Consider the following 11,946-nt stretch of genomic DNA (forward strand, 5'->3'; position numbering starts at 1 on the left):
CCTTAATGAAGAGGGAAACTTATTCGTCGTCGTATTGCGGGCCGGCATAGTTGTCAAAGCGTGACCACTGGCCGTTAAAGGTGAGGCGCACCGAGCCAATCGGCCCATTACGCTGCTTGCCGATGATGATTTCGGCGATGCCCTTCAGGTCGCTGTTCTCGTGATAGACCTCATCACGGTAGATGAACATGATCAGGTCGGCGTCCTGCTCGATGGAGCCGGACTCACGCAGGTCGGAGTTGACCGGGCGCTTGTCGGCACGCTGCTCCAGGGAGCGGTTGAGCTGCGACAGCGCCACCACTGGCACCTGCAACTCTTTCGCCAACGCCTTCAGCGAGCGGGAGATCTCGGCGATCTCCAGCGTACGGTTGTCGGAGAGCGACGGCACACGCATCAGCTGGAGGTAGTCGATCATGATCAGGCTGAGGCCACCGTGCTCGCGGAAGATGCGGCGCGCGCGTGAACGCACTTCGGTTGGCGTCAGGCCGGAGGAGTCATCGATATACATGTTGCGCTTCTCCAGCAGGATGCCCATGGTGCTGGAGATGCGCGCCCAATCCTCGTCATCAAGCTGGCCGGTACGGATTCGGGTCTGGTCAACGCGCGACAGCGACGCCAGCATACGCATCATGATCTGCTCGCCGGGCATCTCCAGGCTGAAGATCAGCACTGGCTTGTCCTGCAACATGGCGGCGTTTTCGCACAGGTTCATGGCGAAAGTGGTTTTACCCATCGACGGACGCGCCGCCACGATAATCAGGTCAGACTTTTGCAGGCCGGCGGTCTTCTTGTTCAGATCCTGATAGCCGGTGTCCACGCCGGTCACGCCGTCGTGCGGGGTCTGGTAGAGCGACTCAATGCGCGATACCGTGGCCTCGAGGATCTGGTCGATGCTCTTTGGCCCCTCATCCTTGTTGGCGCGGTTCTCGGCGATCTGGAACACGCGGGACTCGGCCAGATCGAGCAGATCCTCGCTGCTGCGCCCCTGCGGGTCATAGCCGGCGTCGGCGATCTCATTGGCCACCGAGATCATCTCACGCACCACCGCGCGCTCGCGCACGATATCGGCGTAGGCGGAGATGTTGGCGGCGCTCGGGGTGTTTTTCGACAGCTCCGCCAGATAGGCGAAACCGCCCACCGACTCCAGCTCGCCGCGCTGCTCCAGCGACTCCGACAGGGTGATCAGGTCAATCGGCTTGCCCATCTCCAGCAGGCGCTGCATCTCGGTGAAGATCAGCCGGTGCGGGCGGCTGAAGAAGTCATTCGCCGCCACACGTTCAGAGACGTTGTCCCAACGTTCGTTGTCCAGCATCAACCCGCCCAACACGGACTGCTCCGCTTCCAAGGAGTGCGGCGGGAGCTTCAGCCCTTCCATCTGGCGATCTCGGGTGTCGGTGGGTTTGCTGAGGGGTTTTTTTGCTGACATGGGTAGATTTTTTTCCTGGGCTAAAGGGGTTCCTGCGGGTGAAACGTCGCTGGGATGCGCCCTAGAGTATACTGAATTCTCCGGGCGCTTTCTTCACTATCCCAATGCCCGAATCAGAAAAGCCGGGGGTGGATTGGCCCTGCCGATTGGCGTAGCGTGGAGCAAACCCCTAAGGAGAGCAACGACATGGCCAAACGCATTCAGTTTTCCGCCACCGGTGGCCCGGAGGTGCTGGAGTATGTGGATTTCACCCCCGCCGCGCCGGGCGAGCACGAGATCCAGGTTGAGAACCGCGCCATCGGCATCAACTACATCGACACTTACGTGCGCAGCGGCCTCTACCCGCCCGCCAGCCTGCCCTCCGGGCTGGGCACCGAGGCGGCGGGCGTGGTGACGCGCGTCGGCAGCGGCGTCAGCCACCTGAAGCCGGGCGATCGCGTGGTCTATGCCCAGTCCGGGCTGGGGGCCTATAGCGAGGTGCACAATGTGCCAGCCGCCAAGGCCGCGCCACTGCCCATCGGCATCAGCTTCGAGCAGGCGGCCGCCTCCTTCCTGAAGGGGCTGACGGTCTACTATTTGCTGCGCAAGACCCATGAGATCCAGCCGGGCGAGGTGTTCCTGTTCCACGCCGCTGCCGGTGGCGTCGGGCTGATCGCCTGCCAGTGGGCCAGAGCGCTCAACGCAAAATTGATCGGCACCGTGGGCAGTGACGAGAAGGCAGAGCGCGCGCAACAGGCCGGTGCCTGGGCGACCATCAACTACCGGCGTGAGGGGATCGCCGCGCGCGTCGCGGAGCTGACCGGCGGCAAAAAGGTGGGCGTGGTGTATGACTCGGTGGGCAAGGAGACCTGGATCGACTCCCTCGACAGCCTGCGTCCGCGCGGGTTGATGGTCAGCTTTGGCAACGCCTCCGGCCCGGTGACCGGCGTCGATTTGGGCATCCTTAACCAGAAGGGATCGCTGTTCGTGACCCGTCCCTCGCTCAACGCCTACGTGGCCAGCCATGCGGAGCTGGTGGAGGCGAGCCAGGAGCTGTTTGCGCTGATCGCCAGCGGCGTGATTCAGGTGGAGGTGCCGGAGAGCCAGCGCTTCCCGCTCTCGGAGGCGAAGCGCGCCCATGAGGTGTTGCAGTCGCGCAATACCCAAGGCTCCAGCCTGCTGATCCCCGGCCTATAAAAGCAAAGAGGGCTTCCGAAGAAGCCCTCTCATGCCCTCGCGCAACGCTGAACGTCTACGCGATTCTCTTCCTTACTGCGACACACTGTAATTGTAGGGGTACAGCGGATGCGCCCGACGGATGGTGTCACTTCAGCGACTATTATCTATCGCATCAGGCAGGATGAAAATGGGGTCGCCAGCGGGTCGGCAACCAGAAGCTGCGGACATCCTAACAGCCCGCCTTGTTAAAAAATATGCATAATTTCCTATTTCGCCGACTAATCTGCCAGGTTGTGATCCTCGCCGCATAACCTGCCCGGCCCGCGGGTTTGGCTTGCACGATTTTGTTAGCCGGCTGGCGCAATAATCGCCTGAATTTTGGCACCTTTTTGCCGCTTCTTACGACAACGCGTAACCGTTTCGCTTAATAACGGCGCAGTTTGGGCTTTTGCACCGTGCGATAAATCCACACCACCAGCACCGCCAACAGCAGCCAAGGCAACAATTTTATAACAAGCGTAAACAGCCCGCCGACCATCATGAACAGCGTGGCGACCAACAGGGCCGCGACAATGCCAATCAGTGAAATGCCGGTCAGCATCAGCATGGCGAAGAAGCCAATAACAAAAAAGAGTTCAATCATGGCAAGGCTCCTGAAGAGAAAGTTCTGGCAGGAGTATTACAAGAAGCGTGCCACTTTTCTTTGACGCTAAGTGGCTGATCTGGCATACGCCCCGCCGCCGGGTGCAGCGGGACGTCGTGGAAAACACCAACAGTTGGTGAAATTTACCGGGGGGCGAGCACGCACTGGAGCGCGCGCTCCACTACTTCGACATCCGCGCCCGCTTTGTGGGCGTTCTCACTCAGGTAACGACGCCATTGGCGCGCGCCCGGAATGCCCTGGAACAGGCCGAGGATGTGGCGGGTGATGTGGCCGAGATAGGTGCCGTTCGCCAGCTCTTTCTCAATGTAGGGGTAGAGCGCGCGCACCACCTCGACCCCGCTGCGGGCGGTTTCCTGGCTGCCGAACAGCTCGCTGTCCACCTGCGCCAAAATGCCGGGGTTCTGGTACGCCTCACGCCCCATCATCACGCCATCCAGATGTTGCAGGTGCGCTTTCGCCTCTTCCAGCGTCTTCACGCCGCCATTGATGGCAAGAGTCAGGTGCGGGAAGTCGCGCTTGAGCTGGTAGACGCGCGGGTAGTCGAGCGGCGGGATCTCGCGGTTCTCTTTCGGGCTGAGGCCAGAGAGCCACGCCTTGCGCGCATGGATGGTGAACATCTCGCACTCGCCACGGCCAGAGACGGTGTCGATGAAGTCACACAGGAAGGCGTAGCTGTCCTGATCGTCAATGCCGATGCGGGTCTTTACCGTCACCGGGATCGAGACCACGTCGCGCATCGCCTTGATGCAGTCCGCCACCAGCGCGGCCTGCCCCATCAGGCAGGCACCGAACATGCCATTCTGCACGCGGTCAGAGGGGCAGCCGACGTTCAGGTTGATCTCGTCATAGCCGCGCTGCTCTGCCAGTTTGGCGCAGTGCGCCAGCGCCGCCGGATCGCTGCCACCCAGTTGCAGCGCCACCGGGTGCTCCTCTTCGCTATAGGCCAGATAGTCGCCCTTGCCGTGGATGATCGCGCCGGTGGTCACCATCTCGGTGTAGAGCAGCGTCTGGCGGCTCAGCAGGCGGTGGAAGTAGCGGCAGTGGCGATCGGTCCAGTCGAGCATTGGCGCGACAGAGAAGGTATGCGGCGGACGGGTCGGCGCCACGCCGGGCGCGGTGGCCGGGGCAGAGAGTGAAGTCGTCATAGCAGGATCGGGCGGTTCCGGGGAATTGATAAAAGATAGCCTGTTAGCAACAGGCGCGGCACGGCGGCGCAGTGCCGCAGGCAAACCCCTATTGTACAGCGATCCGGCAATTTTAACAGGCCACCGCGCGCACGCGCCGCCACCATCTGCTGGCAGATTCGTCGATTTGCGCTAAACGTGGTAAAATCCCTCTCTCTTTTGCGCCGGGAATATTGCCATGACCACCACCCTTCAGGACACCCTCCTTGCTCAGGCTGAGCGTTTGTGCCAACAGCGCAACGTGCGCCTGACACCGCAGCGGCTGGAAGTGCTCCGCCTGATGGCGTTGCAGCCCGGTGCCATCAGCGCCTATGACCTGCTGGATCTGCTGCGCCAGTCCGAGCCACAGGCCAAGCCACCGACGGTCTACCGCGCCCTCGACTTCCTGCTGGAGCAGGGGTTCATCCACCGCGTGGAGTCCGCCAACAGCTACGTGCTCTGCCACCACTTCGAGGAGCCGACCCACGCTTCGGCACTGTTCATCTGCGACCGCTGCGGCCAGGTGACCGAGCAGACGACCCAAGGCATCGAGGAGATCCTGGCGAAACTGGCCCAAGAGACGGGCTTTGCCATGCGCCATAGCGTGGTGGAGGCCCACGGTCTCTGTACGCCATGCCGTGAAGTGGAGAGCTGTGAGGATAAGCACGCTTGCGGACACGACCATAGCATCGTGGTGAAGAAGCGTTAATCGGGTGGGGAAATAAGAAAGGGCACATCCTTGTGCCGCATCATCCGTATCTTCGCTTATCGGGTAGGAGCAGCTGAAGAGCCCTGGATTCTTAATGCTGGCTTACCTGGGGTGAGTGGCATCACCCATGAGGCCGGTAAGCCGGAACCTCTCAAATGGCCGGGGTTACCATTTGTATTTGTTGCTGTCTTCCCAGGTTTTCACCTCTTTCTCGGCTGCGTCTTTCTCGTAGCCGTAGCGCTCCTGGATTTTGCCGACAAGCTGTTCGCGTTTGCCTTCGATGGTGGTCATATCATCATCGGTCAGCTTGCCCCATTGCTCTTTAATTTTGCCTTTGAACTGTTTCCAGTTACCGCCTGCTTGATCGTTATTCATCATAATCTCCTTACCTGACCTTGGTTCAGATGAGGCTGATGGAGGCATCTCCATAGCCGGTGTGATCATTGAGGCAGGGACGGAGCCTGCGGGGCATGAAAACGACATCCTCTCTATCATGCCCGGCTCCGGGGCTACCGCTCGGGTAGCGCCATCAGCGCCTGCCGTATGAATAATTGTAGTAGGTCATGCGGAATTTGCCCGCTTTTGTAGTCAGATTAACCTGAAAAACGGGCACGGCCGGGCGCAGGGGCGCATAAAAAGAGCGGGAAAACAGGCGGTAACGCGAAGTGATAATAACTCTTAGCAGATGTAACAGCGAATGTCCGCCTGCTAGCCCCGACGGCGCATCAGGCGCCTGCCGGGAACCAGCTATCCTGTTGCCAGTGGCGGCGCCAGATCCAGCCCAGCGCCAGACCACGCAGGGCCAGGAACACCGTCAGCGCCAGCCACAGCGCATGGTTGCCCAGCCAGGGCAGCGTCAGCAGAGTCAGGCCATAGCCCGCGGCGGCCACCGCCATGCTGTTACGCATCTCACGGCCACGCGTCGCCCCGACAAACATGCCATCCAACAGGTAGCACCAGACGCCCACCAGCGGCAGCAGTACCTGCCAGCCCAGATAGTGCTGCGCCAGCGCATGTAGCGCCGGTAGCGAGGTGAGCGCCGCGACAATCTGCGTCCCAAACAGCGCATAGAGCGCCGCGAACGCCAGCGCCACCAGCCCGGCCTGCCGGCAGGCGGCCTGCCACACCGCCTGCAACTGCCCGCGGTTGCGCGCGCCATACGCCTCACCTGAGTGCGCCTCCACCGCGTAGGCAAAGCCATCCAGCGCATAGGCGGTAAAGGTCAGCAGGTTCATCAGCAAAGCGTTGACCGCCACCGTCTCACTGCCCAGCCGCGCGCCCAGAATGGTCAGCGAGGCGAAACAGAGTTGCAGCAGCAGCGAGCGCAACATGATGTCGCGGTTGAGCGCCAGCAGCCGCCGCAGATCGCCGCGCCAGCCCTGTGCCAGCATGGCCCGGCTGATGCCACGCCGCCGCATGACGCGCGCCGCCAGCCACAGCCCGAGCAGCAGGGTGGCGTACTCCGACAGGACGGTTGCCCACGCCGCGCCCTGCACGCCCCAGTGCAGCCCCATCACCAGCCACAGGTCGAGCACAATGTTCAGCAGGTTGCCTATCACCAGCAGCAGCACCGGTGCGCGCACGTGCTGCACCCCCAGCAGCCAGCCGAGGATCACCAGATTCGCCAGTGAGGCTGGCGCGCTGAGCCAACGGATCTCGAGGAACAGCCGCGCCTGCTCCAGCACCGCGGCATGGCCGCCCACCAGCCCCAGCGCCAGTTCAATCAGCGGGTGGCGGAACAGCAAAATCAGCAGGCCCGCGGCAACCGACAGCAGCAGCGGCTGCATAAAGGCCCGCGCCAGCCGCGCCGGATCGCGGGCGCCGAACGCCTGCGCCGTCATGCCGGTGGTACTCATGCGCAGGAACAGCAGCAGCATAAACAGGAAGCTAGTCGCCATCGCGCCAACCGCGACGCCGCCGAGGTAGTCCGGGCTGTCGAGGTGGCCGATGACGGCGGTGTCTACCAGCCCCAGCAGCGGGACGGTGACGTTGGAGAAGATCATCGGCAGCGCCAAACGCCAGAGCTGGCGGTCGGTCTCACCGAACCGTAGGGCGGCAATCAGTGGCATCAGTTCGCTCACGGGCAGGGAGAAGAAACGACAACGCCCCACGAGGGGGCGTTATCAGGAGTTCAGGACTGTATCCGGCTGGCGCAGCCGCTTCCTGCACTGCGCCCTATGCCGTTAGCTCCAGTCGCCGTTGCGAATGACGCCGACGGCCAGCCCTTCAATAGAGAAGGTCTGCTCGCGCAGGTCAACCACGATCGGGGTGAACTCTTTGTTTTCCGGTAGCAGGTGCACAATGTTGCCCTGCTTTTTCAGGCGCTTGACGGTAACTTCATCATCAATGCGCGCCACCACCACCTGGCCGTTGCGCGCATCCTGGGTCTTGTGCACCGCCAGCAGGTCGCCATCCAGAATGCCGATGTCTTTCATCGACATGCCGCTGACGCGCAGCAGGAAGTCGGCGCTCGGCTTGAACATCGCCGGGTCAACCTGGTAGTGGCTCTCAATGTGCTGCTGTGCCAGCAGCGGTTCGCCGGCGGCGACGCGGCCAATCAGCGGCAGGCCGTTCTCCTCTTCCATCAGCAGGCGGATGCCGCGTGAGGCGCCGGAGACAATCTCAATCACACCCTTGCGCGCCAGCGCCTTCAGGTGCTCTTCTGCCGCGTTAGGCGAGCGGAAACCCAGGCGCTGCGCAATCTCGGCACGCGTCGGCGGCATGCCGGTCTGGGAAATGTGGTCGCGAATGAGGTCATAGACCTCTTGCTGTCTGGTGGTAAGTGCTTTCATCCCGCCCCCTGGTTGTTTATACAGTCTTGCTGGGAGTATATACAGCTACGGCGCAGTTGAAAACCTGACAGGCGAAAAATCCCCGGTTCCGGTGCATTTTGCACTGTTTACCGTGCGCTTTTGCGTAAATCTTCGCAAGTTATGACAAATGGGGCAGCAGCACCATTGCCCAGACGAAAAGTGTCAGTATGATAGCCAACGCAACGGCCGCCGAGCCAAGATCCTTGGCGCGGCCCGAGAGCGGATGCAACTCCGGCCCGATTCTGTCGACAATGGCCTCGATCGCGCTGTTGATAATCTCAATGATCATCACCAGCACGATGGCCCCGACCATCAGGATGCGCTCAACGGTGGTCACATCCAGCCAGAACGCCAGGATGATGGCCGGGATGGCCAGCATGGCCTCTTGTCGGAATGCAGCCTCATTTTTCCAGGCTGCCAGCAGTCCTTTTACCGAATAACCGGCCGCTTTATAGATACGGACCAACCCGGTTGTTTGATTTGCCATACGCTCTGCACCTTAAGATGAATTAACAATATTTTAGCGGCTATTCATCCGCTCGGGACGAAAGATATCAAACCGGCTTTCTGATATCCTTGCGGCGCATCGCTTATATGAGGCTTTACATTTTTATGTCAGGTTGGCGCAAACTTTACTACTCCCTTTTGAACTTACCGCTCAAATTGCTGGTAAGAAGCAAGGTGATACCTGCCGATCCGGTGACGGAACTCCGCCTGGATCCGACCCGGCCGGTACTTTACGTTTTACCCTATGATTCGAAGGCAGACCTTCTGACCCTGCGGCAGCAGTGCCTGGCGCAGAACCTGCCCGATCCATTAATTCCGCTGGAGATTGATGGCCACCACCTGCCGAGCCATGTGTTCATCGGCCAGGGGCCACGCTTCTTCCGCTATTACACCCCGCAGGAGGAGTCGGTCAAGCTGTTCCACGACTACCTCGATCTGCACCGCAATAACCCGCAGCTCGACATCCAGATGCTGCCGGTCTCGGTGATGTTCGGCCGCTCGCCGGGCCGCGAGGGGGATGGCCAGATGATGCCGCACCTGCGGCTGCTCAACGGCATCCAGAAGTTTTTCGCCGTGGTGTGGCTGGGGCGCGACAGCTTTGTGCGCTTCTCCAATACCGTCTCGCTGCGCTACATGGCGACCGAGCACGGCACCGACAAAACCATCGCGCAGAAGCTGGCGCGCGTCGCGCGGATGCACTTCGCCCGCCAGCGGCTGGCCGCCGTTGGCCCGCGCCTGCCCGCCCGTCAGGATCTGTTCAACAAGCTGCTGGCCTCCAAGGCGATTGAGAAGGCAGTGGAAGATGAGGCGCGCAGCAAGAAGATCTCCCATGACAAGGCGCGGCAGAACGCCATCGCCCTGATGGAGGAGATCGCCGCGGACTTCTCTTACGAGACAGTGCGCCTCTCCGACCGCATCCTGAGCTGGACGTGGAACCGCCTCTACCAAGGCATCAACGTCAGCAACGCCGATCGCGTGCGCCAGCTGGCGCAGGATGGGCAGGAGATCGTCTACGTGCCCTGCCACCGCAGCCACATGGACTACCTGCTGCTCTCCTACGTGCTCTACCATCAGGGGCTGGTGCCGCCGCACATCGCCGCTGGCATCAACCTGAACTTCTGGCCAGCCGGCCCGATTTTCCGTCGGCTGGGCGCGTTCTTCATCCGCCGCACCTTCAAGGGCAACAAGCTCTACTCCACGGTGTTCCGTGAGTATCTGGGCGAACTCTTTACGCGCGGCTATTCGGTGGAGTACTTCGTCGAGGGCGGGCGCTCACGCACTGGCCGCCTGCTGGAGCCGAAAACCGGCACGCTGGCGATGACCATTCAGGCGATGCTGCGCGGCGGTACCCGCCCGATCACCCTCGTGCCGATCTACATCGGCTATGAGCATGTGATGGAGGTGGGCACCTACGCCAAGGAGCTGCGTGGCGCGACCAAAGAGAAAGAGGGCTTCCTGCAGATGCTGCGCGGGCTGCGCAAGCTGCGCAACCTCGGCGAGGGCTATGTGAACTTCGGCGAGCCGCTGCACCTCACCAGCTACCTCAACCAGCACGTGCCGACCTGGCGTGATGCCATCGACCCGATTGAGGCGCAGCGCCCAAGCTGGCTGACGCCGACGGTGCAGGATCTGGCGGACAAGATCATGGTGCGCATCAACAATGCCGCCGCGGCCAACGCCATGAACCTCTGCTCTACCGCCCTGCTCGCCTCGCGCCAGCGCTCGTTGACCCGTGAGCAACTGCTGGAGCAGCTCGACTGCTACCTGCAACTGCTGCGCAACGTGCCCTACGCTGGCGACGTGACGGTGCCTGACCAGACGCCGGCTGGCCTGCTGGATCACGCCCTGAACATGAACAAGTTCGAGGTGGAGAAGGATAACATCGGTGACATCATCATCCTGCCACGTGAGCAGGCGGTGCTGATGACCTACTACCGCAACAACATCCACCACCTGCTGGTGCTGCCGTCGCTGATTGCCAGCATCGTGATGCACCACCGCCGCGTCAGCCACGCGGAGCTGCTGCGCCAGATTGACCTCATCTACCCGATGCTGAAGGCCGAGTTGTTCCTGCACATCACCAAAGAGGAGCTGCCGACGGTGCTGGCGACGCTGAGTGATGAGCTGGCGCGCCAGAAGCTGATTATCGACATCGACGGCGAGCTATCCATCAACCCGACCCGCATCCGTCCGCTGCAACTGCTGGCGGCTGGCGTGCGCGAGACGCTGCAACGCTACGCCATCACCTTCTCGTTGCTGAGCGCCAACCCGAGCATCAGCCGTGGCGCGCTGGAGAAGGAGAGCCGCAGCATGGCCCAGCGCCTGTCGGTGCTGCACGGCATCAACGCGCCGGAGTTCTTTGACAAGGCGGTCTTCTCGACGCTGGTCGGCACGCTGCGCGCCGAGGGCTACATCAATGATGTCGGTGATGCCATCCAGGAGCACACCCTGTCGGTCTATAATATGCTGAGCGATTTGATGACGCCGGAAGTGCGCCTGACCATCGAAAGCGTGATGACCCCAGCGGACGCACTGGGCGCGGTGGAGCCGACGCCTGTGGCTGACCCGGAGGCGAACTGATCGCCGGGTAGCGCCACGTTTCAGGCAACAAAAAGGGCACAGCTTGCTGTGCCCTTTTTTTATGGTTACGCGCCCGCGGTCAGGCTAGACGTAACTGAGGAAGATGCCGAGGAACAGCACCATGCCGACGTAGTTATTGTTCAGGAAGGCGCGGAAGCAGGGATCGCGCTCACGCTTGGCAATGGTGCGCTGCTGGCGCACAAACAGCGCTCCGGCCACCGCCAGCGACAGGTAGTAGATGCCGCCCAGCTGCGCCAGCAGACCAACGGCCACCAGCAGCGCCAGCGTCGCCAGTTGCAGCAGGCCGATGATGCGCGTGTCCCAGCTGCCGAACAGGATGGCGGTCGATTTGATGCCAATCTTTAGGTCATCATCGCGATCCACCATCGCATACTGGGTGTCGTAGGCCACCGTCCAGCAGAGGTTGGCGATGAACAGCAGCCAGCAGGTGAGCGGCAGCGTTTCGCCCACCGCGGAGAAGGCCATCGGGATCGCCCAGCCGAACGCCGCGCCCAGCACCACCTGTGGCAGGTGGGTGTAGCGCTTCATGAAGGGGTAGCTCCAGGCCAGCGCCAGCGCCACCAGCGACAGCGCGATGGTCATCAGGTTGAGCGTCAGCACCAGCCCGAAGGAGATCAGCACCAACGCCAAAAACAGCGCCTTGGCTTGCCCGGTGGTGACCTGCCCGCTCGGCAGCGGCCGCCCGGCGGTGCGCTTGACGTGGCCGTCAAACTTGCGGTCGGCGTAGTCATTCACCACGCAGCCTGCGGCGCGCATAAAGAACACGCCAAGCGCGAACACCACCACGATGTCCAATGGCGGCAGGCCGCCCGCCGCCAGCCACAGCGCCCACAGGGTCGGCCACAGCAGCAATAGCGATCCGATCGGTTTATCAATGCGCATCAGGCGGCAGTACGCGCGCCATT

At 61.8% G+C, this 11,946-nt stretch carries 11 protein-coding genes; 3 read left to right on the forward strand and 8 right to left on the reverse strand.

The genetic code is table 11. The features are described from left to right. Nucleotides 1-19 precede the first annotated feature (19 nt). Complete coding sequence (dnaB, locus tag C1N62_RS15830; protein WP_137764533.1) at nucleotides 20-1,426, reverse strand: replicative DNA helicase; 1,407 nt, start codon at nucleotides 1,424-1,426, stop codon at nucleotides 20-22. Nucleotides 1,427-1,612: 186 nt separating this feature from the next. On the opposite strand from dnaB, the gene C1N62_RS15835 reads away from it, so the two are divergent. Further along, a complete protein-coding gene (locus C1N62_RS15835) occupies nucleotides 1,613-2,602 on the forward strand; it encodes a quinone oxidoreductase (protein ID WP_137764534.1) in 990 nt (329 codons plus the stop codon). A gap of 406 nt (nucleotides 2,603-3,008) precedes the next feature. Here C1N62_RS15835 and pspG read toward each other — a convergent pair whose 3' ends face one another. Together pspG and dusA are read right to left on the reverse strand one after the other, a co-directional pair. Further along, the gene (gene pspG / locus C1N62_RS15840) at nucleotides 3,009-3,227 is read right to left on the reverse strand and encodes an envelope stress response protein PspG (RefSeq protein WP_137764535.1); all 219 of its coding nucleotides are present in this window, start codon (nucleotides 3,225-3,227) and stop codon (nucleotides 3,009-3,011) included. Between the two features lie 143 nt (nucleotides 3,228-3,370). Continuing rightward, complete coding sequence (gene dusA / locus C1N62_RS15845; RefSeq protein ID WP_240775790.1) at nucleotides 3,371-4,312, reverse strand: tRNA dihydrouridine(20/20a) synthase DusA; 942 nt, start codon at nucleotides 4,310-4,312, stop codon at nucleotides 3,371-3,373. 298 nt (nucleotides 4,313-4,610) lie between these two features. On the opposite strand from dusA, the gene zur reads away from it, so the two are divergent. Next, nucleotides 4,611-5,120, forward strand: coding sequence for a zinc uptake transcriptional repressor Zur (zur, locus tag C1N62_RS15850; RefSeq protein WP_137764537.1), 510 nt, complete (start codon nucleotides 4,611-4,613; stop codon nucleotides 5,118-5,120). 165 nt (nucleotides 5,121-5,285) lie between these two features. On the opposite strand, the gene C1N62_RS15855 is transcribed toward zur, so the two are convergent. The 4 genes from C1N62_RS15855 to C1N62_RS15870 all read right to left on the reverse strand — a co-directional run bounded on the left by C1N62_RS15855 (nucleotide 5,286) and on the right by C1N62_RS15870 (nucleotide 8,420). Continuing rightward, a complete protein-coding gene (locus C1N62_RS15855) occupies nucleotides 5,286-5,495 on the reverse strand; it encodes a CsbD family protein (RefSeq protein WP_137765041.1) in 210 nt (69 codons plus the stop codon). A gap of 350 nt (nucleotides 5,496-5,845) precedes the next feature. Beyond that, a complete protein-coding gene (gene dinF / locus C1N62_RS15860) occupies nucleotides 5,846-7,189 on the reverse strand; it encodes an MATE family efflux transporter DinF (protein ID WP_137764538.1) in 1,344 nt (447 codons plus the stop codon). Between the two features lie 114 nt (nucleotides 7,190-7,303). Next, on the reverse strand, nucleotides 7,304-7,912 hold the full coding sequence (gene lexA, locus C1N62_RS15865) for a transcriptional repressor LexA (protein ID WP_137764539.1): 609 nt from the start codon (nucleotides 7,910-7,912) through the stop codon (nucleotides 7,304-7,306). 139 nt (nucleotides 7,913-8,051) lie between these two features. Continuing rightward, nucleotides 8,052-8,420 carry a diacylglycerol kinase gene (locus tag C1N62_RS15870; RefSeq protein ID WP_137764540.1) on the reverse strand — a complete coding sequence of 123 codons (369 nt, stop codon included), beginning with the start codon at nucleotides 8,418-8,420 and terminating at the stop codon, nucleotides 8,052-8,054. Between the two features lie 125 nt (nucleotides 8,421-8,545). On the opposite strand from C1N62_RS15870, the gene plsB reads away from it, so the two are divergent. Beyond that, nucleotides 8,546-11,020, forward strand: coding sequence for a glycerol-3-phosphate 1-O-acyltransferase PlsB (plsB, locus tag C1N62_RS15875; protein ID WP_137764541.1), 2,475 nt, complete (start codon nucleotides 8,546-8,548; stop codon nucleotides 11,018-11,020). An 84-nt stretch (nucleotides 11,021-11,104) separates the two neighbouring features. Here the strand turns inward: plsB and ubiA are convergent, their stop codons facing one another. Further along, nucleotides 11,105-11,923, reverse strand: a complete 819-nt coding sequence (gene ubiA / locus C1N62_RS15880) for a 4-hydroxybenzoate octaprenyltransferase (protein ID WP_240775791.1) — start codon at nucleotides 11,921-11,923, stop codon at nucleotides 11,105-11,107. Nucleotides 11,924-11,946 lie beyond the last annotated feature (23 nt).

This window comes from Nissabacter sp. SGAir0207 (genome assembly GCF_005491205.1).
In the GTDB taxonomy this organism is placed as follows: Bacteria; Pseudomonadota; Gammaproteobacteria; order Enterobacterales; family Enterobacteriaceae; genus Chimaeribacter.

Bases quoted from the DNA above. Each gene is read 5' to 3' on its own strand.
- dnaB (WP_137764533.1), bottom strand. From the start codon at position 1,426: ATGTCAGCAAAAAAACCCCTCAGCAAACCCACCGACACCCGAGATCGC.
- C1N62_RS15835 (WP_137764534.1), top strand. From the start codon at position 1,613: ATGGCCAAACGCATTCAGTTTTCCGCCACCGGTGGCCCGGAGGTGCTG.
- pspG (WP_137764535.1), bottom strand. From the start codon at position 3,227: ATGATTGAACTCTTTTTTGTTATTGGCTTCTTCGCCATGCTGATGCTG.
- dusA (WP_240775790.1), bottom strand. From the start codon at position 4,312: ATGCTCGACTGGACCGATCGCCACTGCCGCTACTTCCACCGCCTGCTG.
- zur (WP_137764537.1), top strand. From the start codon at position 4,611: ATGACCACCACCCTTCAGGACACCCTCCTTGCTCAGGCTGAGCGTTTG.
- C1N62_RS15855 (WP_137765041.1), bottom strand. From the start codon at position 5,495: ATGAATAACGATCAAGCAGGCGGTAACTGGAAACAGTTCAAAGGCAAA.
- dinF (WP_137764538.1), bottom strand. From the start codon at position 7,189: ATGCCACTGATTGCCGCCCTACGGTTCGGTGAGACCGACCGCCAGCTC.
- lexA (WP_137764539.1), bottom strand. From the start codon at position 7,912: ATGAAAGCACTTACCACCAGACAGCAAGAGGTCTATGACCTCATTCGC.
- C1N62_RS15870 (WP_137764540.1), bottom strand. From the start codon at position 8,420: ATGGCAAATCAAACAACCGGGTTGGTCCGTATCTATAAAGCGGCCGGT.
- plsB (WP_137764541.1), top strand. From the start codon at position 8,546: ATGTCAGGTTGGCGCAAACTTTACTACTCCCTTTTGAACTTACCGCTC.
- ubiA (WP_240775791.1), bottom strand. From the start codon at position 11,923: ATGCGCATTGATAAACCGATCGGATCGCTATTGCTGCTGTGGCCGACC.